The sequence below is a fragment of the Caballeronia sp. genome, from assembly GCF_028292365.1.
Taxonomy (GTDB): Bacteria; Pseudomonadota; Gammaproteobacteria; order Burkholderiales; family Burkholderiaceae; genus Caballeronia.
In genome coordinates this window covers 1-24,740 of record NZ_JAQGMM010000526.1, presented here as the reverse complement: position 1 = coordinate 24,740, position 24,740 = coordinate 1, and the positions used below count along the sequence as shown (strand labels likewise).

General features: G+C 60.1%; 24 protein-coding genes and 1 pseudogene. 9 read left to right on the top strand and 16 right to left on the bottom strand.

Features of this window, described 5'->3' with window-relative positions; genetic code table 11:
- On the top strand, positions 1-393 hold the full coding sequence (locus JWR14_RS30925; RefSeq protein WP_299717013.1) for a hypothetical protein: 393 nt from the start codon (positions 1-3) through the stop codon (positions 391-393).
- A gap of 87 nt (positions 394-480) precedes the next feature.
- On the opposite strand, the pseudogene JWR14_RS30920 reads toward JWR14_RS30925, so the two are convergent.
- Together JWR14_RS30920 and JWR14_RS30915 are read right to left on the bottom strand one after the other, a co-directional pair.
- Positions 481-672 (bottom strand): annotated as a pseudogene (locus JWR14_RS30920) (cytosine permease); the annotation flags it as partial.
- A gap of 240 nt (positions 673-912) precedes the next feature.
- Positions 913-2,472: a methyl-accepting chemotaxis protein gene (locus JWR14_RS30915; protein WP_299717011.1), complete on the bottom strand. Its 1,560-nt coding sequence runs from the start codon at positions 2,470-2,472 to the stop codon at positions 913-915.
- Between the two features lie 265 nt (positions 2,473-2,737).
- Between JWR14_RS30915 and bluB the strand changes: the two genes are divergently transcribed.
- Positions 2,738-3,406 (top strand): 5,6-dimethylbenzimidazole synthase, encoded by a 669-nt coding sequence (gene bluB / locus JWR14_RS30910; RefSeq protein WP_299717009.1) that lies wholly within the window; start codon positions 2,738-2,740, stop codon positions 3,404-3,406.
- Positions 3,407-3,423: 17 nt separating this feature from the next.
- Here the strand turns inward: bluB and JWR14_RS30905 are convergent, their stop codons facing one another.
- Positions 3,424-4,974, bottom strand: coding sequence for a methyl-accepting chemotaxis protein (locus tag JWR14_RS30905; protein ID WP_299717007.1), 1,551 nt, complete (start codon positions 4,972-4,974; stop codon positions 3,424-3,426).
- Positions 4,975-5,424: 450 nt separating this feature from the next.
- Here JWR14_RS30905 and garL point away from each other — a divergent pair, with 450 nt between their 5' ends.
- Together garL and JWR14_RS30895 are read left to right on the top strand one after the other, a co-directional pair.
- Positions 5,425-6,210: a 2-dehydro-3-deoxyglucarate aldolase gene (gene garL / locus JWR14_RS30900; RefSeq protein ID WP_299717005.1), complete on the top strand. Its 786-nt coding sequence runs from the start codon at positions 5,425-5,427 to the stop codon at positions 6,208-6,210.
- A complete protein-coding gene (locus JWR14_RS30895) occupies positions 6,207-7,151 on the top strand; it encodes a 2-hydroxy-3-oxopropionate reductase (RefSeq protein WP_299717031.1) in 945 nt (314 codons plus the stop codon). Before garL ends, JWR14_RS30895 begins: the two co-directional genes overlap by 4 nt.
- 92 nt (positions 7,152-7,243) lie before the next feature.
- Here JWR14_RS30895 and JWR14_RS30890 read toward each other — a convergent pair whose 3' ends face one another.
- The 5 genes from JWR14_RS30890 to JWR14_RS30870 all read right to left on the bottom strand — a co-directional run bounded on the left by JWR14_RS30890 (position 7,244) and on the right by JWR14_RS30870 (position 11,167).
- Positions 7,244-8,050 carry a transporter substrate-binding domain-containing protein gene (locus JWR14_RS30890; protein WP_299717003.1) on the bottom strand — a complete coding sequence of 269 codons (807 nt, stop codon included), beginning with the start codon at positions 8,048-8,050 and terminating at the stop codon, positions 7,244-7,246.
- A gap of 48 nt (positions 8,051-8,098) precedes the next feature.
- Positions 8,099-8,827: an amino acid ABC transporter ATP-binding protein gene (locus JWR14_RS30885; protein ID WP_213768409.1), complete on the bottom strand. Its 729-nt coding sequence runs from the start codon at positions 8,825-8,827 to the stop codon at positions 8,099-8,101.
- Complete coding sequence (locus JWR14_RS30880) at positions 8,811-9,464, bottom strand: amino acid ABC transporter permease (protein ID WP_158935469.1); 654 nt, start codon at positions 9,462-9,464, stop codon at positions 8,811-8,813. The genes JWR14_RS30885 and JWR14_RS30880 overlap by 17 nt, the downstream gene beginning before the upstream one ends.
- Positions 9,461-10,210 (bottom strand): amino acid ABC transporter permease, encoded by a 750-nt coding sequence (locus tag JWR14_RS30875; RefSeq protein ID WP_299716999.1) that lies wholly within the window; start codon positions 10,208-10,210, stop codon positions 9,461-9,463. Before JWR14_RS30875 ends, JWR14_RS30880 begins: the two co-directional genes overlap by 4 nt.
- A gap of 135 nt (positions 10,211-10,345) precedes the next feature.
- A complete protein-coding gene (locus JWR14_RS30870) occupies positions 10,346-11,167 on the bottom strand; it encodes an NAD(P)-dependent oxidoreductase (protein WP_299716997.1) in 822 nt (273 codons plus the stop codon).
- A 172-nt stretch (positions 11,168-11,339) separates the two neighbouring features.
- Between JWR14_RS30870 and JWR14_RS30865 the strand changes: the two genes are divergently transcribed.
- A complete protein-coding gene (locus tag JWR14_RS30865; RefSeq protein WP_299716995.1) occupies positions 11,340-12,086 on the top strand; it encodes a FadR/GntR family transcriptional regulator in 747 nt (248 codons plus the stop codon).
- A 24-nt stretch (positions 12,087-12,110) separates the two neighbouring features.
- Here JWR14_RS30865 and JWR14_RS30860 read toward each other — a convergent pair whose 3' ends face one another.
- The 8 genes from JWR14_RS30860 to JWR14_RS30825 all read right to left on the bottom strand — a co-directional run bounded on the left by JWR14_RS30860 (position 12,111) and on the right by JWR14_RS30825 (position 21,577).
- A complete protein-coding gene (locus JWR14_RS30860) occupies positions 12,111-13,139 on the bottom strand; it encodes a substrate-binding domain-containing protein (protein WP_299716993.1) in 1,029 nt (342 codons plus the stop codon).
- A gap of 1,072 nt (positions 13,140-14,211) precedes the next feature.
- Positions 14,212-15,297 carry an ABC transporter ATP-binding protein gene (locus JWR14_RS30855; RefSeq protein WP_299716991.1) on the bottom strand — a complete coding sequence of 362 codons (1,086 nt, stop codon included), beginning with the start codon at positions 15,295-15,297 and terminating at the stop codon, positions 14,212-14,214.
- Between the two features lie 14 nt (positions 15,298-15,311).
- Positions 15,312-16,196, bottom strand: coding sequence for a carbohydrate ABC transporter permease (locus tag JWR14_RS30850; RefSeq protein WP_299716989.1), 885 nt, complete (start codon positions 16,194-16,196; stop codon positions 15,312-15,314).
- Complete coding sequence (locus JWR14_RS30845) at positions 16,193-17,146, bottom strand: sugar ABC transporter permease (RefSeq protein WP_299716987.1); 954 nt, start codon at positions 17,144-17,146, stop codon at positions 16,193-16,195. Before JWR14_RS30845 ends, JWR14_RS30850 begins: the two co-directional genes overlap by 4 nt.
- Positions 17,146-18,381, bottom strand: coding sequence for an ABC transporter substrate-binding protein (locus tag JWR14_RS30840; RefSeq protein ID WP_299716985.1), 1,236 nt, complete (start codon positions 18,379-18,381; stop codon positions 17,146-17,148). The genes JWR14_RS30845 and JWR14_RS30840 overlap by 1 nt, the downstream gene beginning before the upstream one ends.
- A gap of 95 nt (positions 18,382-18,476) precedes the next feature.
- Complete coding sequence (locus JWR14_RS30835; protein ID WP_299716983.1) at positions 18,477-19,868, bottom strand: GH1 family beta-glucosidase; 1,392 nt, start codon at positions 19,866-19,868, stop codon at positions 18,477-18,479.
- 211 nt (positions 19,869-20,079) lie between these two features.
- The gene (locus tag JWR14_RS30830; protein WP_299716981.1) at positions 20,080-20,322 is read right to left on the bottom strand and encodes a hypothetical protein; all 243 of its coding nucleotides are present in this window, start codon (positions 20,320-20,322) and stop codon (positions 20,080-20,082) included.
- Between the two features lie 58 nt (positions 20,323-20,380).
- Positions 20,381-21,577: a GAF domain-containing sensor histidine kinase gene (locus JWR14_RS30825; RefSeq protein WP_299716979.1), complete on the bottom strand. Its 1,197-nt coding sequence runs from the start codon at positions 21,575-21,577 to the stop codon at positions 20,381-20,383.
- Between the two features lie 273 nt (positions 21,578-21,850).
- On the opposite strand from JWR14_RS30825, the gene kaiC reads away from it, so the two are divergent.
- From kaiC to JWR14_RS30805, 4 genes are all read left to right on the top strand, one after another.
- Positions 21,851-23,533, top strand: coding sequence for a circadian clock protein KaiC (kaiC, locus tag JWR14_RS30820; RefSeq protein WP_299716977.1), 1,683 nt, complete (start codon positions 21,851-21,853; stop codon positions 23,531-23,533).
- Positions 23,530-23,895 carry a circadian clock KaiB family protein gene (locus tag JWR14_RS30815; protein WP_299716975.1) on the top strand — a complete coding sequence of 122 codons (366 nt, stop codon included), beginning with the start codon at positions 23,530-23,532 and terminating at the stop codon, positions 23,893-23,895. Before kaiC ends, JWR14_RS30815 begins: the two co-directional genes overlap by 4 nt.
- On the top strand, positions 23,892-24,284 hold the full coding sequence (locus JWR14_RS30810; RefSeq protein ID WP_299716973.1) for a circadian clock KaiB family protein: 393 nt from the start codon (positions 23,892-23,894) through the stop codon (positions 24,282-24,284). Before JWR14_RS30815 ends, JWR14_RS30810 begins: the two co-directional genes overlap by 4 nt.
- Positions 24,285-24,289: 5 nt before the next feature.
- Positions 24,290-24,740: PAS domain-containing protein (locus JWR14_RS30805; RefSeq protein ID WP_299716971.1), on the top strand; the 451-nt coding region annotated here is incomplete at its 3' end.

Genomic DNA, 24,740 nt, shown 5'->3' with positions numbered 1-24,740 from the left:
ATGCCAAATTATCTCGATGCTTCAGCCCTCGTAAAAATCGCGTTGCGCGCAGAGTCGCTGGCCGCAGGGCCATGCAATTGCACTCGGACACCGCTTGACGGCTGGAACTCGCAGCCGGTTTCTCTCGACGAACAGCGCCTTGAGGAAATCGGCACACTCGTTGTGGATGACGATCCTGAGCCTAGTTATCAGGAGCACTTGCCGGGCAATATTGATTATTGGTCCCCCGATGCGCCCATCGCACCGCGTTTTTTCCCGTACAACCGCTGCACCGTATGGCAATGCACACAATGCAACCGCGTTTATCTTCGATACACCGAAGGCGGAGGTTATTTCGTTGACCGTCGGATCCGCGCGGTGAATTCGGCTTTGATCGGGGACGTCCCTCTGTAAGCGCTTGAGGGACTGTCTAACCCGCAGCGCCAAGCAAGCCCGTCATTACTTCGCTGAGGACGTCGGCTGGGCAGGCAGGATCAAATGGGACCAGAACACGTCGCCGCCGAGCACGACCGCAAGTGCGCCGGTAACGATCGCGGTGATCTGAAGATTGGCTGCAAGCCATAGCGTGAACTGGCTGAGAAGGCCGCCATGACGTTCGGCGTCGGGGATGTAGTCGATGGTGCGGCGTTCGGCAATGGCGCCGCTTTGTACGCCACTCTTTGATACGGACATGGATTCCCTCGAGTCAGTGGCGTCGCGAGAACTGCGTGTCGCCAGCTTCTTTCACTTTCAAAACGTCGTTGCGCAAGAGGCTTGCGTGACAGCTTGAATCGCAAACGCCGTGGAATGGCAATTCGCGATTCAGTGTGACTTTATGGGAATCAATATGTATAGACAAGATGTAAGGTAGCCACTCAATCTTGATTGGATACAGCGCCCCATCGCGCAGCGCGGAAGACGAAAATTGCATCTTCACGCGATAGCAGTCAGACGGAACAGCGCCACCGCATCATTCAACTGCCGGCTCTGTTCTTCCAGCGACACCGCAGCCGCCGACGCCTCTTCCACCAGCGCCGAATTCTGCTGCGTCATCTCTTCCATTTGCGCCACCGTCACGTTGACCTGCTCGATGCCCGTGGTCTGCTCGCCGGATGCCAGGCTGATCTCCGCCATGATCGCGCTCACGCGCCTGACCGCTTCCACGACCTCGACCATGGTCGCACCTGCATGAGCCACGAGCTGGCTGCCGTCCTTCACGCTCGACGTTGACGTACCGATCAATTCCTTGATCTCCTTGGCCGCCGATGCCGAACGTTGCGCCAAGCTTCGCACTTCGCTTGCAACGACTGCGAAGCCGCGACCCTGCTCGCCCGCCCGCGCGGCTTCCACGGCCGCATTCAATGCAAGGATGTTGGTCTGGAATGCAATCCCTTCAATCACGCCGACAATGCCCACTATTTTGTCCGAGCTGCCCGAGATCGCGTCCATGGTTGCGACCACGCGGTTCACTACATCGCCGCCACGCAACGCGATGTCCGATGCACCCGCAGCAAGCTCGCTGGCGTTGCGTGCGTTGTCGGCGTTCTGCCTGACGGTGGCGGTCAACTGCTCCATGCTCGATGCAGCTTCCTGAAGCGACGCAGCCTGCTGCTCCGTACGCGCCGATAGATCGAGATTGCCGCCCGAGATCGCATGAGCATCACGCACGATTGTCTCCGCGCTCGAACGCACTTTACGCACCGTCTGCGCAAGCCCTTCCTGCATGCCCTTCAACGCATTGAGCATGTAGCCCATCTCGTTGTTGCGCTGGACCGTGACGGTGCTGGTCAGGTCACCGGACGAAATCCGCCCGAAATAGTCGACGGCCATATCGATCGGCCGCACGATCGCCTGGGTCAATATCCTCTGCGCGAAAAAGCCGATGACGAGAGCCACGGCCGCGGCGGCGCCGAGTGTCCAGAGCATGGCTTCGAAACGTGCATCGGTGGTGTCGAAGCGGGCTTTCTGGCGCTCAACCTGGAAGTTTTCCAGCGCGGTCAGCGCGCTTTGATAATCGGAGAACAGCGCGGGCGGTGCTTCCCGCTGGGTGGTGAGGAAATCAACCAGATTGTCCTGATCGAGTTCGGTTAGCGCCTTCTGGAACACCTGGGCGAGCAGTTGGTCCCGCCGCGCCTGCATTGCATCGGTGAGCGCCTTCTCCGCCGGCAACGGCTCGTGAAGCTTCCGGAAAGCTTCCAGTTCCTTGTTGCTCTCGTTAAGGAGCGCATGCTGACGGGCAATTTCGCGCTGGGCGGGCTTGCCGGCGCTGATCAGTTGCTCGACTTCGCCGAATCCGACGCGCAGCAACAGCAAGCGCTCCGAGCTGGTTTTAAGGTGCAGCACCGAAGCGGTATCGTCGCGATACATCTCTCTGAGCGCCGAATTGCTGCCGTATAAACCCAGGATGCCCACCGCGATGACCGCAATGAGCAAGACAGTGTAGATGGCGATCGTCGCGACCAGGCCGCCGCGAATGGTCATGTGTTTGCGCATAAGGGCTAGTCCCCACTGCGTCGCTGTAGTACGCGGCGCAACAGGTCTGTATCCTCCGGATATCTGGGGCGAACCGTGAAGGGAACCACTGGAATCAAGCGTCGATTGATCAGATAACGGCAGCGCGAGCTCCGAAGATTTATCGGAAGGCGACGCAGATATGGCGTATAGCGACATCGGTGCGCGTTCGTGGTGCGCGGCCCCCTCCTTCGCCTGATGCTCGCCCCGTAGTTCGCCACTAAGACACTTTTTTGAGCATGGATGTATGACTGATTCGACCTTCAAGCGCTTTTCCGAACCCGAGATTGCCGCGGTCTACCGCGCGATCCACGAGCGCCGCGACATGCGGCATTTCACTAATGCCCCCGTCGCCGACGAGCAAATGACGCGTCTGATCGACGCCGCGCACCATGCACCAAGCGTCGGTTTCATGCAGCCCTGGCGCTTCGTGCGGGTGACTGACCGGAACTTGCGCACTGCGCTGCATGACGCCGTGGAAACCGAGCGGCGCGCCACTGCCGAGGCGCTCAACGAGCGCAGCGACGAATTCATGCGGCTCAAGGTCCAGGGCATCCTGGACTGCGGCGAGGTCGTGGTCGTCGGCTTGATGGAGAATCGCGAGCGTCATATTTTCGGCCGCAGGACGCTGCCGGAAATGGACCTGGCATCGGTCGCGTGCGCTATCCAGAATATCTGGTTGGCCGCACGCGCCGAAGGGCTTGGGATGGGCTGGGTGTCGCTGTTCGACGTCAGCGCGGTGCAACGGCTGCTGCATATGCCGGCGGACGCCACGCCGGTTGCCATCCTGTGCATCGGACATGTCGAGCATTTCTACGACGAACCGATGCTGCAAGCAGAAGGTTGGGCCAGGCGCGTACCGACATCGAATTGCGTTGAAGAGAACCGCTGGCCCAAGACGCCTCCCGATGCATGACGCGGTTTCGCGTACCGCTAAACTTCCGCCAGTTTGAAAAGCGCGACGGCCGCGCTCATCTGCGCCGCCTGCGTTTCCAGAGACGCTGCCGCTGCAGCGGCCTGCTCGACCAGCGCCGCGTTTTGCTGCGTCACCTGGTCCATCTGCGCGATGGCCACGTTGACCTGCTCGATACCGGTGGTCTGCTCCTCGGACGCCACTGTGATCTCCCGCATGATGTCCGTGACCCGGCCCACCGCGGCGATGATGTCGCTCATCGCGCTGCCCGCGTTCCGAACCAGCACCGAGCCGTTTCCAACCCGCTCCACCGACGTGGTGATCAGTTCGCGAATCTCCTTCGCGGCCCCGGCCGAACGTTGCGCCAACGCGCGCACTTCGCTTGCGACCACCGCGAATCCACGCCCTTGTTCGCCCGCACGCGCCGCTTCGACTGCCGCGTTCAGCGCAAGGATATTGGTCTGGAACGCAATCCCTTCGATCACGCCGATGATCTCGGAAATTTGTTTCGAACTACTATTGATACCATCCATGGTCGACACCACGTCGGCTACGACCTGACCGCCGCGACCCGCTGTTGTCGATGCAGTTTGCGCCAGGTCGCTTGCTTGCCGGGCGCTGTCGGCGTTCTGGCGCACCGTGCTCGTCAGTTGGCCGATACTCGCTGAAGTTTCCTGCAGCGAAGCCGCTTGTTCTTCTGTTCGTTGCGACAAGTCGATGTTCCCCGACGCTATCTCGCGTGTCCCCACGGCCATCTGTTCCGTGCCGTTACGTACGCCGCCGACTATCGTGCTCAAGCCCTGTTGCATCGTCGATAAGCCTTTTATCAGCCGGCCGATTTCGTCGTGCCTGCGCGCATTGAGCCGGGTTGCCAGGTTGCCTCCGGCAATCTCCGTGCATGCGTCCACGGCTGCACGCAGCGGCACGATCACGATCCGCTCCAACGCGACACGCGCGAAGAACGCCAGTACGAGGCCGGTAGCAAGCAGCGTCGAAGCGATCCAGGTAACCGTGCGGGTGCGTTGCTGCGAAGCTTCAAAACGTGTCTTGCCGTGCTCGAATTCCATGGCGACGAGTGGTTGGAGCGCGGCATCGTAGGCGTTGAATGCGTCCTTGATCTGGTTCTCGTTGAACTCGCGGATATCGCTCGCACGCTTCGATTCCAGCGCTTCCACCGCGGGCAGCAAGGTCTGCTGGACGAGTTGCCTGCGCGCAATGTCCGCGGTCTGCATGAGCGTTTGCTCTTGGTGTCCGCTTGCCAATACGGTGAACGCTTTCCATGCTGTATCCGCGCCTTCGATGGCGCCTCGAGCGTCACGCAGCAACGCGGACGACGCTGCGCTGCCCGCACGCGGGTCGTAGTCCTGCAACGCCGTGCGCGCGATCAGCAAGCGGATCGTGTCCTTGGCGAGCAGGTCCAGACCACCGGTGTCCTGCATGTAAAGCGCGCGCATGGACGCGTCCGCCGTCCGCGCCGCGTAGATGCTGTAGCCGCCCGTAGCGGCCAACATGATGGCGAATGCCGCCACCAGGATACTGAGCCATGCCTTGATGCTTACCGCTGTTTTCATCGAATCTCCATACGATGCGCCGCTTCGCGCGAGGACATCGGCCCGTGCCGACCCTCTCCTTACGGCGTATGGGCGGATAAGTTTAGGCAGGCAAGTGGGCGGAGCAGATTGCGGTTGTGCGTCGCAAAGCCTTGTTTTATAAGGCTCTGGCGGGCGTCATGTAGTGCCGGACGGAGATTCGGCAAATACCGGTTATACGCGTGGCAACACGGTTTGGGCCCTGAAAGGCGGAAGCCTCGTCATTTCGAGGCACGGGCGTGGCGCTTCGTCTCGCGTGGGTCGCTAAAAGATCGCGCGGTATCGTAGGCGAATATGCCTTACCGGCCTTTTCATCGCCAACGCACTTGCAGTTCGGAAAAGCCGCGATGTAATATGACGTCTGATAACGTATGAGATTGCCGGGATATTTCGGCGTCCAACTCAAGGCGTCAAGCCAGAGGAAGCCCAGCCATGACACCGTCTTCGCCTTACCAGCCCTTACCCAACACCTTTCGCCAGTCGGTCCTGAAGAGCGAAACTCAAATCGGATGCTGGGCCTCGCTTGGCAGCCCGATCACGACCGAACTGCTCGGCGCGTTGGGCTTCGACTGGATTCTGCTCGACGCCGAGCACGCACCCAACGACGTCCTGACGCTCATCCCTCAGCTCATGGCGCTCAAGGACAGCCGTAGCGCCCCCGTGGTGAGGCCGCCAGCCAACGATATCGTTGTCATCAAGCGGCTCCTTGATAGCGGCTTCTTCAACTTCCTGATCCCCTTTGTCGACAGCGCAGCCGACGCCGCTCGCGCCGTCGCCGCCACGCGTTATCCGCCGCAAGGCATTCGCGGGGTATCGGTGGGTCATCGCGGCAATCGTTATGGGACTGTAAGCGACTATCTAAGCACCGCGAACGATAATATTTGCGTCGTGGTGCAGATCGAAAGTCGGACGGCGGTTGAAGCGATCGACGAGATCCTTGCCGTCGATGGCGTTGACGCCGTGTTCCTCGGCCCGTCGGATCTGGCGGCCTCGTATGGACACCTCGGCAATGCGAATCACCCGGACGTGCAGCAGGCCATCGCGCACGTATTCGACCGAGCCCGTGCTGCAGGCAAAGCGAGTGGCACACTGGCGCCCGTGCAGGCCGAAGCGGAACGGTATCTTTCGATGGGCTGCCAGGTGATTGCCGTTTGTGCCGACATGGGCCTGCTCAGGAATGCGGCGCAAGCCGTGCAAAAACATTTCATGCAGAAATAGCAGGACGCAAGCAAGACGCATCCGAACAACTTGTGGAGAGTGACATGCAAAAAGCAGGCTTCATCGGTCTTGGCATCATGGGCAAACCCATGGCCGAGAACCTCATCAAGAACGGCGTGGCGCTGGCGGCGTTCACACGTAGCGGCGTGCCGGACACACTGACCCAAGCCGGCGCGGTTGCGTGCGACAGTCCGGCCGCAGTCGCGGCGCAAGCCGACGTGATCTTCGTCATGGTGCCGGATACGCCGGACGTGGAGCGTGTCCTGTTCGGCGAGAACGGCGTGGTCGCCGCGCTACGCGCAGGCCTGGTCGTGGTGGACATGAGCTCGATCTCGCCCATCGCGACCCGCGAGTTCGCAGCGAAGGTGCGCGAGCGCGGCGCGGAGTATCTGGACGCGCCCGTCTCGGGTGGTGAGGTCGGCGCTAAAGCCGCGTCGCTGACGATCATGGTCGGCGGCTCGCAAGCCACCTTCGACAGTGTGAAACCGCTCTTCGACATGATGGGAAAAAACGTCTCGCTGATCGGCGAAGTCGGTGCGGGACAGGTGTGCAAGCTGGCGAACCAGGTGATCGTCGCAGCGACGATCGAAGCGGTCGGGGAAGCATTGTTGCTGGCGTCCAAAGCCGGTGTCGATGCCGAGAAAGTGCGTACCGCCTTGATGGGCGGTTTCGCGTCGTCGCGCATTCTGGAAGTGCATGGCGAACGCATGACCAAACGCACGTTCAATCCGGGCTTCCGCATTGAATTGCATCAGAAGGATTTGAACCTCGCGCTCTCGACTGCCCAGTCGCTTGGCGTGTCGCTGCCCAACACCGCGACGTGCCAGGCGCTGTTCAATGCTTGCGTGGCGCACGGCGGCAAAGCCTGGGATCACTCCGGAATGGTTCGCGCGCTGGAGGTTCTGGCCAACCACGAAATCGGTCAGACGCCGGCTGGCTGATAGATCTGGATGTAAGGTCGGGCAAATAAAAAGGGCATCGCGATCAACATCGCGATGCCCTTTATTCATACCACCAAGGCTTAACCCTTCGCTTAACCCTTCGTCACGCTCGCCGGCAAATCGCGGCCGTGATACTTCTTGTAGATCGTGTTGAGCGCACCACTTTTCTGGTTCGTGCTCACCCAGTTATTGACCCACTCCTTGAGCTTCGGCTCGTCCTTGTTCATCGCAATGCCCAGGTCGAAATCCTTCTGCGGGAACTTCAGTTCCAGATTGCGGTTAGGCGCGCGCTTGACCATCTCGGCGAGGTTCGACGGCGTGCTGGAGAAGATATCGACCTGCCCCGTCACCACCGATGTAATCAGCGTCGCGTCGTCTTCATAGCGCTGAATCTGCGCACCCTTCGCCAATTGCGTCGTAATGGTGTCGTTGACGGTCGCACGCGTGAGACCGATTGTCTTGCCGTTCAAGTCATCGTAAGTCTTGACCTTCTCGTTTTTTGTGCCGCCTACGATGATCGTGATGACCGCATAGGGAATCGAGAAGTCGACGACCTTCGCGCGCTCAGGCGTGATAGATAAGTCCGCGATTACGAGATCCGCGCGCTTGGCCTGCAAGGTCGGTACGCGCGCTGCGTTCGTGATCTGAACGAGTTCGAGTTTTACGCCAAGGTCTTTCGCCAACGCCACGGCCGTGTCCACATCCGATCCCGCCGGCTGAAGGTTGGCGTCGGCGTAGCTGAAGAGCGGCGTGCCCATTGCAATTGCCACACGAATCTTGCCTGCTTTCTTGATGTCGTCGAGTTGGTCGGCCATCGCGCTGTGCGCTACGCCTGCGAGCAACAAAGCGGCCACGCAGCCGCGCATGATGAATCGGTTTGTCTTCAAAGCAGTCTCCATTTTTTGATCGGTTCAAAATTTATTCAGGCTTAGTTCGCAAGCTAAAAGCTACAGGCCGTTATTCAGGAACGTACGCAATTCGGGCGTCTGCGGCGCGTCAAGCATGTCGCCGCTGCCAACTTCCCACACCTTCCCCTGGTGCATATAAATGATCCGGTCTGCCATGCGCTTGGCGAACGCCATCTCGTGCGTGACCAGCAACATGGTCATGCCGTCCTTCGCCAGATCCTCCATCACGCGCAGCACTTCGCCGGTCAGTTGTGGATCCAGCGCGGATGTCACTTCGTCGAACAACATGACCTTCGGCGACATCGCAAGCGAACGCGCTATTGCCACGCGCTGCTGCTGTCCGCCTGAAAGCTGCTCCGGGTACGCATCGGCTTTCTGCGCAAGGCCGACCTGATCAAGTACCTTCATTGCGACGCGGCGCGCTTCATCGCGTCCGAGCTTCTTCACGTGGCGCAGCGCCAGCATGATGTTTTCTTCGACGGTCAGATGCGCAAACAGGTTGTAGCTTTGGAACACGATGCCGACTTCGCGGCGCAACTGGTGCAGGTCCACCTTCGGGTCATCGACACGAATGCCGCATACCTCGATCGTGCCCCGGTCGATGGTTTCCAGACGATCAATACAACGAAGCGCCGTGCTCTTTCCTGAACCGCTCGCGCCGATCACGGCGATCATTTCGCCTTTGGCCACTTCCAGTGACACGCCCTTGAGCACCTGATTCGAGCCGAAGCTCTTATAGACGTCCCCGAGCTTAACGATTGCCGACATTGAGCTTTTTCTCCATCGATTGGCTCCAGCGCGAGAGCGGATAACACAGTACGAAATAGAAGACCCCGACCAGCCCGAACACGAGAAACGGCTGAAAAATCGAGTTGTTGATGATCTGGCCGGCGCGTGTCAGTTCGACGAACCCGATCACCGAAGCGAGCGATGTCATCTTGATGACCTGCACCAGGAAACCAACCGTTGGCGGGAGCGCGAGACGCAGCGCCTGCGGAATGATCACGAGGCGCAAGGTCTGCCAGCGTGTCAATGACAGGCATTCAGCGGCTTCCCATTGAGGCTTCGGCATGGCGTCAATACACCCGCGCCAGATGTCGCCGAGATACGCGCTGGTGTAGACCATCAGCGCGAGGCCGGCTGCGACCAGCGCCGGCACCTGGAAGCCATATACAGACAAACCGAAGTAGACGATGAACAGCAGGATCAGCAGCGGAATGCCCTGAATGGCTTCGATATAAACCATCGCCGGACGGCTGAGCCAGCGGCGCGGCGAGATGCGCGCGAGCATCACGCCGAAGCCGCCGATACTGCCCAGCACAAAGGCGAGCGCCGAGAGCACGAGCGTCCACCAGATCGAGTGCACGAGATAAAACAGATGTGCCGTAGTGAAACCGCCGGTCATGCTGCACCTCCGGGAATCACCGTATCAATGCGACCTTGATCCGGCACCGGCTTGCCGGCCCGCTCCGCGGCCTGGCGCATGACCCGCCGCCGCTTGAACGCGACCTCGCCTACAGCCCATGCAATCAGTTTGATCAGCAGCGATAACGCGAGATACAACAGCGCCACGACAATGTACGTTTCGAGCGAGCGGAAGGTATCGGACTGCACGGTGTTGGCCGTTGCAGTGAGCTCTTCCGCGGAGATTTGCGAGGCAATGGCCGAGGCCTGCATCATCAGCAGGAACTGGCTGGTCAGCGCGGGATAAACCTTTTCGATTGATGGCTGAAGCATCACATGCCAGCCGATCCGCCAGCGCGACAGCCCCAGGCATTCGGCCGCCTCGATCTGCCCGCGCGGCACCGATTCAAGGCCGGCACGAATGATCTCGGCCGCGTAAGCGCCGATGTTGATCACCATCGCGAGCGCGGCGGCGGTGAACGTCGGCATGCGCACGCCGAAACCGGCGAGCCCGAAGTAAAGCAGGAAGATCTGCACAAGAAAAGGCGTATTGCGCACGGACTCGATATAGATCGAACAGAGTCGCGATAAAAGCCGGTTCTTGCCGCGCTTCGCAAACGCGACCAGCGTACCCAGGATCACACCGAAAAACACCGCCACGGTCGTCATCTTCAACGTCAGCCAGGCGCCTTTCAGGAAGACGGGCCAGTACGGAAGCAGCGGGCTGAAATCGAGAGAGAAAGTCATCGCAGCAAGGTCTAGGTTAGTACATGCACGGCGCCGGTCGTTCGTCCCCAGCCGCCCGCGCGCGGCGCCCCCCGTTACCGGGCTGGCGGCCTTATTCCAACGCTGTTCGAACGTTGTTGGAATGCTATACAAGCTTCATTCGAACGGTCCGGTCGTGGTGAACGCCCCGCCCTGCAGCACAGCCACGGCGCTGCCGGGCTCAGGCGCCGGCTGGGCGTCGATCTTCGCCCGGAAGGGCTCCGATGAGTCGCGTGGCACGAATCCCAGCTTCGATGCAAACCGGTTATCCCACCATGTGACCGCGTTGTCTGACATCCCGTAGACCACGGTATGGCCGACATCCGGCGTAAACAGGCTGCGCTGCAGGAGTTCGAGCAGGTCGTCGTAGCTGAGCCAACTCGCCATCATCCGGCGATCTTTCGGCTCCGGAAACGCCGAGCCAATACGAATGCTCACCGTCTCGATTCCGTAGCGATCGAAGTAGAACTGGGCCACGTCTTCACCGAACGATTTGGACAGGCCGTAGTAGCCGTCGGGACGACGCAGCGCATGTGCGTCGATCTTCTCGTCCTGACGATAAAACCCGGTGACGTGATTGGAACTGGCGAAGATGACACGCTTGAGGCCATGCCGGCGGGCGCCTTCATAGAGGTTGTAAACCCCCTTGATATTGGCTTCCAGCACTTCTTCAAAGGGCCGTTCCACCGATACCCCGCCGAGATGGATGACCGCGTCGCAACCGGCAACCAGCGCATCGACCGCCTGCTTGTCCGAGAGATCGCAAGGAATGACCTCTTCATGCGCCGCCGCGTCCGAAGACAAGGCAGCCGGCAGATCCGACACCCTGATCTTGTCCGCGAATGCGCTCACACGCGAACGAATGGCCTTGCCTACGCCGCCGGCAGCGCCGGTCAGCAACAAACGCTTAAACGGAACTACGTGTTCTTGAGTGGCCATGCAAGCCTGTCTCCAATAAGCGTGGCTCCCGGGAGCTTTCATGCCCCTTTCGGTCGGATCACCACTTGATTTCAGCTTTTATTGTACGTTGTCATATGACTACAGCGTGCATATAATCATTCGCAAATCCGTTTGTCAACTTTGGTGAAACATTATCCCAACCGAGGTAGCCGTGCAGAGACCGACTCGTGCCGTCTTCGAAACCCCGGCCTACCCCCACGTCCGGCGTAGCCTGACGACCGAACTGGTCGATGCGCTGCGTCAGCAGATCGAGACTGCCGAACTCAAAGTGGGCGCCCGGCTCGCAACCGAAGCGGAGATGGTGCAGCGCTTCAACGTGAGCCGCACGGTCGTCCGTGAGGCGTTGTCGAAGCTACAGGCAGCGGGACTCGTGGAGACACGGCATGGCATTGGCACCTTCGTCTGCGAGGCGCCGGGCAAGGGACTCTTCCAACTCGACCCTGCGGACGTGGCAGGTTCCATCGACGCCCTCGCCGTGCTCGAGCTGCGCATCAGCCTGGAGACCGAGAGCGCTGGACTCGCCGCTGCGCGATGCGACAAAGCGCGCATAGCAGCCATGCGGCGCGCGCTGAGCGACTTCGAGCGCAACGTGGGCGAAGCGAATGGGACCATATCTCCCGATATCCGCTTCCACCTCGAGATCGCGCAGGCAACCGGCAACCGCTATTTCGTGGACATCATGACGCATCTTGGCACCCACATGATCCCGCGCACCCGCCTCACCGCCACGCAGATTCCGCCCGACCAGTATGCGGACTATCTGACGCGCGTGAATCGCGAGCATGAACAGATCTGCGATGCGATCGAGCGTGGTGACGCGGACTCGGCGCGTACCGCCATGCGGCTGCATTTGATCAATAGCCGCGAACGTCTGCGACGCGCGCAAGAAGGCGTATGAGCGCACGGCCTGCGTCACCTCACGTTACTTTAAAAGCGCATTCTTTTTGCGCGGGGCGGCAACGGAAGCGCGGTTCGTGACGGTCACGGGAAACTCGCGATAGATCGTGTATGCAGTCCCGTAACACGCGTTGAGCAACCATCGAACGGCGTTCTGCGTGAGATCGGCGGTCGGAATGTGGACCGACGTCAGGCCCGGTGCGGAGAACGCAGCCGAGTAGTCGTCGTCGTAACCCACTACCGACATATCGTCCGGCACCGAGATGCCCGCTTGCTGTAGACACGACATCGCGCCGATCGCCATGGTGTCGTTAGCGCAGAACAGTCCGGTAAACTTTTTCTTCGACGCCAGCAGTTCCTTCACCGAGTCATATCCGCCGTCCGGCGAAAAATCCGATTCGATCAACTGAACCTCGGTCCGGCCGATGCCGTTGCGCGCGAGCTCGTCGAAGAATCCAGTGATCCGCGCATGATTGTCGGAAGCCTGGAAAGGCCCTGAAATCACGGCTATTTTCTTGTGTTTGTGCGCAAGCAGTGTCTGCGCCGCGAGCACGCCGCCCCGATGATGATCCGCGCAAAACGACGCCTCCGGCATCTGTGCGAAGTCGCGATTGAGGAACACCATTTTCGGATGCATGCGGTGCAGCTTGATGAGGTCGTCGTCATGCAGGTCGTGGCTGGTCACCACCACGCCGTCGCAATCGCGGCCGATCAGGAACTGCACCGCTTCAATTGCCTGATCGCGCGGTGAGTCGTCGCCGCAACCTGTTGCCACTACCACATGGCGATGCACCTTGCGCAACTCCGTATCGGTCTGTTTGAGGATCGTGCCGTAGTACGGGCCGAAGAACGTCGGTACGAAGATGCCGATCATGCCGAGTGATTGCGTTGACAGCGCCCGCCCGATCGATGATGGTCGGAAGTTCAGCTCGGCGATCGCGGCTTGTACGCGTGCGAGTGCATCGGCGGAAACGGGTCCGCGGCCGGAAATAGCACGCGATGCGGTGGACATGCCAACGCCGGCCAGGGCCGCGACGTCCTTCAAGGTTGCCACTGGTTTTGTTGCTCCGTGGTTAGGGGGTGCATTTTTTTGTTTGCTGGCGCTTGGGTGGGGTTCGGTGTTGGGGTGCTAGGTTCTGACGTTAGTGGTCGGGGTCAATGCCGGGTTGCTGCTTTTGGCCTTAGCGGCCTGCTTGAGTTGGCTATTCTCTTTATCACTATTAGCCACTGCGCGTGGCAGCGCGTCATTTCTTTGTCCAAAGCGACAAAGAAACGAAGCAAAGAAAGCGCTTTTAAAACACGCTACCCTAAGTGTCCACAGCGTGCAGTTTCTATTCATAGGTGCCCCAAAAGCACGGTGCTCGCAAGAGCCACGGATGTGTGAAACCCTCCTTCTCCGAACACCGATACCCACACGCTTCGCCACCAGTGATTGAGCCTGCCCAAAGAGCACCCCGCGCTATCCGCGGAAAACCAAACACCAAATTTGTATGCACGACGAACCACGCCGCCAACCCACCTGGAAAACAAGGCCACCAAAACGCATGAGGCCGTACCCGACGAAATGACCACAACCCACCAGCCGACTCACCAAAGATTGAAGCAGCAAATACGCATCAGGCTGTGAATGGCGAAGCTGGCCACGCGGCCCCTTCAGCGCAGGCCACTCCACCAAGCTACCAAGAAACGGAGCATCAAAAGCGTGTGAGGCCGTGCCGGTCCGTGGAACACTGGTGCTTGCCCGAGAGCGTACGGGGCGAAGCGTGTTCGTGTCAGGATTCGCGAGAAGGAGGGTTTCACACATCCGTGGCTCTGGCGAGCACCGTGCTTTTGGGGCACCTATGAATAGAAACTGCACGCTGTGGACACTTAGGGTAGAGCGGTTAAAAGCGTTTTCTTTGCTTCGTTTCTTTGTCGCTTTGGACAAAGAAATGACGTGCCGCCACGCACAGTGGCTAACAGTGATAAAGAAAACATCTAACACACGCAGGCCGCTAAGGCCGAAAGCAGCAACCCGGCAATAACCCCGACCGCTAACCCAGAAACCTAACACCCCGGCATACCCCCCGACCACTAACACCAAAACCAACCAAAACCGCCCGCTAACCCCGAGCGCCAGCGAACCCTCAAAGCCGATTACCGCCGACCTCATCGAACAGCGAAATACGCTCGCTATTGATCGAAAATCCGGTGATTTCGTCCACTGCCGCCGTCGCCGTGTCCTGCGCGATCGACGCAATTTGGACGCCATGATAATCGAGCCAAATTACCCGGTGATTGCCCATTGGTTCAACGAGCGACACCGTGCCGCGATGTCCGAACGCCGGATCGATCGATACATCCTCGGGGCGCACGCCGAGCACGCACGGCTGGTTCTCCGGCAGTGACTGCAGAAACGGATACGCGGAGACATCAATATCAACGTGCTCGTTGCGAAACCGCACTCCATCACCCTCGCGATGCAACGCGCCCTTCAGCAAGTTCATGCCCGGCGAACCGAGGAACGTGGCAACAAACAGATTGTTCGGATGAGCATAAACCTCCGCTGGCGTGCCGATCTGCTGAATCACCCCGCCGCGCATGACTGCCATGCGGGTCGCCAGCGTCATCGCCTCCACCTGGTCGTGCGTCACGTAGATCATCGTGGCTCCCAGGCGCTTATGCAGTTGCTTCAGCTCACGCCTGAGTTCCGTGCGCAGCTTTGCGTCAAGGTTCGACAACGGTTCGTCGAACAGGAACACGTCCGCTTCCCGCACGATCGCCCGGCCGATCGCCACGCGCTGGCGCTGCCCGCCCGACAACTGCGCGGGCCTGCGTTTAAGCAATGGCCCAAGCTGCAACATCTCGGCCGCACGCGTGACGCGCCGTTCAATCTCGGCTTTGGGCGTGCCCGCAATGCGCAAACCGAACGAGAGATTGCGCTCCACATTCATGGTCGGATATAGCGCGTAAGACTGGAACACGAGCGCGATACCGCGATCTTTCGGATCGGCCCATGTCATATCCTGACCACCAATTTCGATGCTGCCGCCGCTCACATCGATCAGTCCTGCAATGCTGTGCAACAAGGTGGACTTACCGCACCCCGAGGGGCCCAGCAATACGAGGAACTCGCCCGGTTCAACCTCAAGGTCGAGCGACTCGATGATCGTATGGGAGCCAAGCTGGATCTCCAGGTCGCGGATTGAAACGTTCGACATGACTGTAGACATGAATGAGCCCTGGACTAACCTTTGACCGCACCGGAAGCAATGCCGCGGACGAACCAGCGACCCGAAACGAAGTAGATGGCAAGCGGCACCATGGACGTGAGGATGGTCGCCGCCATGTTGACGTTGTAGAGGCGCTCGCCCGTCGTCGTGTTGATAATATTGTTCAGTTGTACTGTCATCGGCAGGTTCTTCGTACCCGCGAAAACGAGGCCCAGGATGAAGTCGTTCCAGATACCGGTGACCTGCATGATGATCGCGACCACAATGATTGGCGTGGACATGGGCACCATCAGTTGCAGGAAGATGCGCCAAAAGCCGCCACCGTCCACGCGCGCCGCCTGGAAGAGTTCATGTGGCAGCGCTGCGTAGTAATTGCGGAACAGCAGGGTCATCACGGGCATGCCGAAGATCGTATGGATCACCACAATGCCCGGCAACGAGCTGAACAAATGGACCGTTGCAAGTACCCGCACGAGCGGATAGACCATCACCTGCACGGGGATGAACGCGCCCACCAGCAAGATTGCAAACAGCGTGGTGGCGCCGCGCGGCTTCCAGAAGGACAACGCGTAGCCGTTCACCGCTCCGACCAGAATGGACAGGACCGTACTCGGCACGACAATGCGCACCGAGTTCCAGAAGCCGACCTGAATGCCCTGACAATCGAGTCCTGTACACGCCGATTGCCACGCAACCCGCCATGCATCGAGCGTGAAATGCATCGGCAGAGACAGGATATTGCCGAGACGGATTTCCGTCATCGGCTTGAGCGACGTGACGATCATCACATACAGCGGCAGCAGGAAAAACAACGCCGAAGTCAGCAGGAACGCGTACACGCCCAAGCGCGCGGGCGTTATGCGCGACCTGCGTTTTAACGGAGGGCGTGGCGCATTCATCGTGAATCCCTGAGCCGCAGCGCGCGGCTGCGAATGGTGAAGACCGGCGCAAGAATCGCGAGCACGGTAATGAGAAGAACGATGGATGCCGCCGACGCCAGTCCGAGATTCGCGCGTCCGAACAGATAATCCATGATGAACTTCGCGGGCACTTCGCTTGCCGTGCCGGGACCGCCTTGCGTCATGGCGACCACCGCATCGTAGAGTTTGATGACCATCACGAACAGCAGGATAAAGGCCGTTGAAATGGACGCGCCAAGCATGGGGATGACAATGCTGACATAGACACGCCAGCGCGGAATGCCGTCTATGCGCGCCGCCTTCCAGATCTCTTCGTCAATGCCGCGCAGACCCGCAAGCAACAACGCCATCACAAGCCCCGACGCTTGCCAAACCGTCGCTATCACCAGCGTGTAGATCACCCGATCCTGATCCACGATCCAGTCGAAGCGCGCATGCGTGAAACCGATCCGGTGCAACACCTCCTGAATACCCAGTTCCGGATTCAGGATCCACTGCCACACGAGACCCGTTGCGACGAACGACATGGCGTATGGATACAGGAAGACCGTGCGCAGCGCACCCTCCCCCATCACCTTCTGGTCGATGAACACCGCCAGCAACAATCCGATCGCGAGGCATATGACGATGAACAAAACCCCGTAGATCACGATGTTTTGCAGCGACAGCATCCACCGGTCGTTGTTGAAAAGCCGCACGTATTGCGACACGCCCGCAAAACTATTCGACGCGAACGTGCGCGAGTTCGTGAACGACGTGCGCAGGCTCCATAACATCGTGCCGAGATAAGCGAACACCACCGTGAGCGCCATCGGTAACAACGCGATATAAGCTGCCAGCGCAAACCGCTTTCTCAGCGGCTTGCGCTTCGCGTGGCCGGCCGGAGCGCGCAGGGTCTTGCCGGCGGGCGCGTATGCCCTCTCTGCCATCAGCTTTTCAGCCCGCTGGCGAAGGCCTTTTGTGCATCCTCCACCGACTGATTCTTGTTCCAGAAGTTGGTGATGACGTCCTGCAACGCGCCATTTATATCAGGCGGCGTCAGCATTTCCGGATTCGGCAATTGCCGCGACTTGTCCTTCATGATCGCGATGCCCTCCTTCGCGCACATGTCGAGACTCGAATCGTCGATGTCCGAGCGGATCGGAATCGAGCCCTTCTTCGCGCTGAATGCAACCTGCGCGGCCGGCGATGTCATGACTGTCGCCAACAGCTTTTGCGCCTTGACCGCGTTGGGATCGTCGGTCTTCGGGAAGACAAACGCGTCGCCTGCCACAAGATACGGCGAATGCGGACCGAAGCCCGGGAAGCAGCCGAAGTCCTTGCCGGCCGATTGATTGGCCGCGACAAACTCGCCCTTCGCCCAGTCGCCCATGATCTGTACGCCGGCCTTGCCGGAGATCACCAATGCAGTGGCGTCGTTCCAGTTGCGGCCCGGTGAGCCCGGATCAATGTAGTTATGCAGGCGCTTGAACTGCGTCAGCACCTTCTTGAACGCGTCGGACTTGACCGCATTCACATCGCGATCGCGATACACCTTCAAATAAAGGTCCGGGCCGCCAACATCGGCGAACACGGCGTCGAAGGTAATCTTCTCCTGCCATGCCTGACCGCCAAGCGCGAGCGGAATCACGCCCGTCGCTTTCAGCTTGTCGAGATCCGCGATGAATTCATCATAGTTGGCCGGCTCTTTCGTGATACCGGCCTTCTGGAACGCCGGCTTCGAATAGAAGAACCAGGCCGGCATGTGGATGTCCACGGGCGCTGCGTAGTAATGTCCACCCGACTTGATGCTTTCAATGATCGAAGCCGGAAAAATCTTGTCCCAGTTCTGCTTGGCCGCCACATCGTCCACATTGTTCAGGAGTCCCTGATCAATGATGTCGTGGAATTGCTTCGACGTATTGAACTGCGCGGCGGTCGGCGGATCACCGCCCATGATGCGGTTGATCGCCGTGGAGCGCGCCTGGTCGGCGCCGGCCACGGCCTGGTCGATCCACAAACCACCCGCCTTGTTATAGGCATCGGCGAACTGCTTGATGGCCGCTGACTCGCCACCCGACGTCCACCAATGGATCACGGTCGCTTTCAACGGATCTGCGTGCGCTGCGCTGCTCGCCGCAATCGCGGCAATGACACTGACCACCAGTTTCTTCATGCTGTTCATTGAGTCTCCTCCGGGCTATGTCTTCTTATTGGCCCTGCGGTCAATACCATCTAACACAGGGCCAAACGGCTTCGGCGTTGAAATCGAACTGCGGGTCAGGCGCGGGCGTCGGCCTTGGCGTTGCGCTCTTCAAGGAACTTCGCAACCAGTTCCGCGCTATGTTTCATGGTGCGTTTCTGCGTCTTGTAGTCGACATGAAACACACCGAAGCGACGTTCATAACCGAAAGCCCATTCGAAGTTATCCATCAGCGACCAGATGAAATAACCGCGTATGTCGACACCGGCTTTGATCGCGCTGTCCACGGCGGCAAGATGGCGCTTGAGGAACGAGATGCGCTGTGCATCGTCGACACGACCGTCGACCACCTTGTCATCCGACGCCATGCCATTTTCAGTGATGTAGATCGGCGGCAGTGACGGATACGTCTTGTTGAATCCGATCAGCAGGTCGCGCAGGCCATCGGGATGAATCTCCCAGCCCATTTGCGTCCGCTCGACGCCTGGCAACGGCACTTCCGTGAAGCCATGCGCGCCGTCGCTCTTTACGTTGGTACGGAAGTAATAGTTGATGCCGAGGAAGTCGAGCGGCGTGCCGATGGTTTCCATATCGCCGTCGAGCACGAGCGGTTCGGTGCCCGGCCATAGTTCGAAAAGGTCCTTGGGATAGGCCTTTTTCAGCAACGGGTCGAGTATCCACGCGTTGTGCTGGACTTCAAAAAGATGCGCGGCGCGCACGTCGGCGTCGCTGTTGGTATCGGCGGTACCACGGCCCACGTTCGCGACAATGCCCTTGAGCGATGCCGGATCGTTGGCGCGCAGAACCGGCACGGCGGTACCGTGCGCGAGCAGAAGGTGATGCATGGCTTGCGTCGCATAGCGATCGTTCGCCAGACCCGGCGCGTGATGGCCATTGCCGTAACCGAGGTACGCGGAGCACCAGGGTTCATTGAGCGTGGCCCAGGCATCGACCTGGCCGCTAAGTTCGCGGCTCATCAGGTCGGCGTAATCGGCGAATCGATACGCTGTATCTCGATTCAGCCAGCCGCCGCGATCTTCCAGATGTTGCGGCAAGTCCCAGTGATACAGCGTGACGAAGGTCTTGAGCCCCTTCTCTTTCAGCCGGCCGATCAGGCGCTTATAAAAGTCGATTCCTTTCCGGTTCGGACGCCCTGCTTCATCCATCACGCGCGGCCATGCAATGGATAGCCGATACCCATCCACATTAAGCGCGGAGAGCAAGTCGAGGTCTGATTCCCACCGATGATAGTGGTCGCAGGCGACCTCGCCGGTGTCGCCGGCCAGCACTTTACCGGGTGTGGCCGAGAACGTATCCCAGATCGACGGCAGCCGGCCGTCTTCGTTGACGGCGCCTTCAATCTGATAGGAGGCGGTAGCGGCGCCGAGCAAAAAATCTCGTCGCCAGAGCACTGAATCGGAAGGGGGAGAAAACGGATCGCTGGAGACAACGGATGCGTCGAGTGCCACGAGGACTCCTGTTGAGCGTTGGAGTGGAAGCGCTTCCACAAGTGCCTGCGAACGATAGCAGCGCCGAATTGGCGGGGACAATCCGGGTTTGTATGGAGAGGGTTTGGGGGCGACTGAAAGACTCGATTGTCGCGAGGTGCCCAGCGACGAATCGGCTGCGTTGTTGCGTGACGGCCAGATGGCCGGGCAAGCAGATTTTTGACTGGCGAGATTAATGTTTAAGGGGCAGGTCTACGCCACCGCATCGGCATACATGCGAAGCGCAATGCGCACCATTCGGATCGAAGCAGGTCTTGGTACTCACGACCGTCGACGCGTCTATGTTTCCATAGCGCGAACACGTCGGGACCAGTAACTGTGGGTGCTGCGGTTTATGCCGCACGAGGTATTCATCGAGCGTCTCCAGGATGATCGCGGCTTCGGCAAGGTTCTCCGCCCTGGAGATTTCTTTCAATGCTTGCCTCTACGTTCGCGTCAACTCGACCAGCATCCGATACCCTGCATTCTTCATTTCAACGCCCCTCAGCCGCAGGTATCCGTGCCACAAAACAGGTCCCCATCGCCGCCGAAGAGCTCACGCTCAACGTGCCGCCATGCGCCCTGACGATCTGCGAGCAAATATAGAGTCCTAACCCGAGGCCGCCACCCGGCTGGCTGGTTGCCGGCCGCCAATACGGCTCGAAGACTTTTTCCAGGTCTTGCGACGCAATCGGTGCACCCAGATTGGAGACCGAGACCGCAAGCTCACCCCCATCGACCGAAACCGTCACCCGCACCGGTTGATCCGGGGCGCCATGCGTCAGCGCATTAGCCAGCAGGTTGGACAACAGTTGCTGGATGCGCCCCCGGTCGCAGTGGATGCAGCCTTCCACCGCGATCTGCTCCAGCACCACACGGTCCGGATTCGCATCGCGCAATTCCGTGACCACATGGTGCAACGAGTCGGCGAGATCGTCGACCGGAGCAAGCGACACGCCTATACCCGCGCCGAGCCGTCCACGCGCGAAATCGAGCACGTCGTCTATTAGACGCGACATCCGCCGCGTAGTCGCCCGCAAGCGCGTGCCGATGGTCATGAGTTCAGGCTCGCTACTGCGTCGCGCCAGCCATTCCGCGGTTGCGCCCACGGCGGCAAGCGGATTGCGCAGGTCGTGGCCAAGCACGGCGATGAACTGCTCGCGCAACTCGGCGGTCGTGCGCTCGTTGAGCAGCGCGGCTTCAGTCGCCGAGCGCTCGTTCTCGCTCTCCAGTTGCAGGGCGATCAGTTCTGCGAAGAGCGTGAACATGGTGAGCGTGCGTGCATCCGAGATCATCGCCGGACGCGGATCGATGGCGCACAGGTTGCCGAAATAATCGCCGTTTGGAAGGATGATTGGCACCGAGATATAGCTCTCGATGTTGTAAATGCGGGGCGTATGGTGTTCGCGGTAGACCGGATCGGTACTCGCATGGTCGATAACAACCGGCCGGCGCATGGCGCGAGCCTCGCTGCATAGCGTGGTGTGAACGTCGAGTTGACCACCGGGCAACAGTCCGAACTGGATGTCGTCCTGCACGGCACAGGCGGTCCACGTTCCCTCGCTGACGCGCGCCACCGCCGCGAAGCCGAGGCCGGTGTTTTTGCAGATCACGCGCAACATGGACGGAACGGCGCCGATCCGGCCGATGGTGGCCACGTCGCGAGCAATCGCTTCGTCGCTGTCGTCCATGGTGGCCTGCAAAGCTCCAAAAACAGGGTTCAAAATACTACCTCTCAGTGCTCGATATTTTTTGTTCGATGCCGCGCTCAATTGTACGGGTCAGAATGCTCGCGCCAAAGGTTCAAAAATGGGAGTCTGTCTCCAGGCATCGGCGACCGTGATCTTCTGGATTGCATAGAGCGTACCGCGATGCCAAGATGCGCTGTCGCCATTGACCAACTGGCGCAGGTATCGAGCCCGGCCCTGCTGGTGCCTTCCTGTTAAACCTTACAAAGAAAAACGATGACTGGTGCAGTGCTTTCAAAATCGCCAACAGGCATTTCAGGCTTCGACGACGTCACCCTCGGCGGGTTGCCAACGGGCCGGCCTACCCTGATGTGCGGCGCGGCGGGATGCGGCAAGACCCTCTTCGCCATGACCTTCCTCGTCGAAGGCATCCTGAAGTACGGTGAACCCGGGGTGCTGGTGAGCTTCGAGGAATCGGCGGAGGACCTGGCCGCGAACGTGGCATCGCTTGGCTACGACGTAATGTCGCTGATCGACCAGAAGAAGCTCGCCATCGATCACGTCAAGATCGACCCGGCGGGAATCGAAGACACCGGCGAATACGACCTCGAAGGCCTGTTCGTGCGGCTCGACTACGCCATCAAGAGTGTGAACGCAAAGCGCGTCGTACTCGATACGCTCGAGGCATTGTTCGCCAGTTTCCCCGACGCCGTCCTGCTGCGCGCCGAGCTGCGGCGCCTGTTCGACTGGCTGAAGGAGCGCGGCGTCACGGCCATCGTGACCGCGGAGCGTGGAACCGGTGACCCGAGCCAGCTCACGCGGCATGGCATTGAGGAATACGTGTCCGACTGCGTGATCCTGCTCGACAACCGCGTCGAAAACCAGGTCACCACGCGCCGCATGAGGATCGTCAAGTATCGCGGCTCGGCGCATGGAACCAACGAATACCCGTTCCTCATCGATACCACCGGCATCAGCGTCCTCCCCATCACATCAGCGGGTCTGGCGCACCTGACGTCGAGCGAAGTCATCTCCACGGGTATCGCCGATCTCGATTCCATGTTGGGCGTGGGCGGTTATTTCGTCGGCTCCAGCGTGCTCGTTTCGGGACTCGCGGGAACGGGCAAAACCACCTTCGCCGCGAAATTCGTCGAGGCCCGTTGCGCACTCGGCGAACGCACGCTGTGGTTCGCCTTCGAAGAGTCGCCCGAACAGATTGTGCGCAACATGCGCTCAGTGGGCGTGGATCTTGCGCACCACTTGGGCGGCACGCTCAGGATCGAATCGGCGCGGCCGAGTTTTTTCGGGCTGGAAATGCACTTGGCGCGGATGGTTCGCGACATCGACCTGTTCAAGCCCACCGCCGTGGTGATCGATCCAATCTCGTCGCTGCGTGGCGTGGAGTCCGAAGTGCACGCAACGCTGTTGCGGCTCGTCGATCTCCTCAAATCGCGTGGCATTACGGCAGTTTTTACAAGTCTTAGCAGCATCGACCAGGCGTCCAGCATAAACGACCGCAGTATCTCGTCGCTGATGGATACCTGGATTTCGCTCTCGCATATTGAAACGAACGGCGAGCGCAACCGGCTCGTCTACGTGCTGAAATCGCGCGGCATGGATCACTCGAACCAGGTCCGCGAATATCAGATCAGCAATGGGGGAATCGCCATGGTGCCGGCGTACATAGGCGCAGGCGGCGTGCTCACAGGGACCGCGCGGCTGGCGCAGGAAGCGCAGGAACGCGACGACTCCGCCGCGCGTGACGAGCTCGTGATGCAAAAGAAACGCGACCTCGCGCGGCGCCGCAAAGCGGTCGAGCAGCAGGTCGCAGAACTGCAGTCGGCGCTCGATGCTGAAGCGTTGGACCTCGATGCGCTCATCGAGCAAAGCGAAGAACACAAGCGCCTGCAGGAAGCCGACCGGACCCGGATGGCGCGACTGCGGCGATCGAAAGAATGACCGAACACGACTCGTCCACGCCAGCGCAACACGAACCGGACATGGCGGAATCGCCACTCGCCGCAGACATACCCGTCGCGGCCGCGTATTCGCTGCGCTTGTATGTAGCGGGGGAAACGCCGAAATCGATGGCCGCCATCCGCAACCTGCGTGCGCTCTGCGCCACGCACCTGGCCGGCCAGTATTCGATCGAAGTGATCGATCTGCGCGTGAATCCGCAACTTGCAGCCGCGGACCAGATCCTCGCGATACCGACCGTCGTGCGGCATCTGCCCTCGCCGCTCAGGAAAGTGATTGGCGATTTGTCGGATACCGAGCGCGTGCTGGTCGGTCTCGACATCCGGCAGAGGGCCCCTTCGTGAGTGCCCTGCCCGTCGAAGCCGACCGTGGAGGCGGCGGGGGCACTGGATATGTCGCACCGCCCCCGCCGCCATCGGACATGCTTGTTCTGCGCCTGTACGTGACGGGCAATACGCTGCGCTCCACGCGCGCCGTGGACAACGCGCGGCGCCTGCTGGAAACGCATGCGGCGGGACGTTTCGAGCTTGAAGTGATCGACATCTACCTGCATCCGGAAGCCGCGATCGCAGCCCAGATCATTGCCGCGCCGACGCTGGTCAAACTCCGTCCGGGGCCGTTGCGAAGGGTGATCGGTGACCTGTCGGATTCGAACAAGGTGCTGGCCGCGCTCGGCGTGATGGTGTCGAACGTAGCCGGTGACACGTCCACAAGCGCGTCCATCAGACCCTGAACCGTATGTCCGATCAATCCCACTCCGCTTCACTGGAAACCGCGTCCATCGAGGAGCTGCGCGAGCGGCTGCGGGAGGCGGAAGATACCCTCGACGCGATCCGCAGCGGCGCGGTGGACGCCGTGGTGGTCGGCAGCGACGACGACCGCCGCATCTATACGCTCGAGAGCGCGGACCGGCCATACCGCGTGCTCGTGGAGCAGATGCAGGAAGGTGCGGTGATGCTTTCGGCCGATGGCACCATTCTCTACGCCAACGAACGTGCCGGGCAGTTGCTCGGCGCCCAGGTCGAGCACGTGGTTGGGTCCGCGTTCAGCGCTTTCGTGCTCGATAGCCAGCACGCGCGTCTGCAGGCGTTGATCCGCGAAAGCACGACCGGCACTGCCCGCGACGAACTGACGGTGCTGTCGGCCGATGGGGAAACCCCTGTCTATTGCAGCTTCAAGGCGCTCGAAG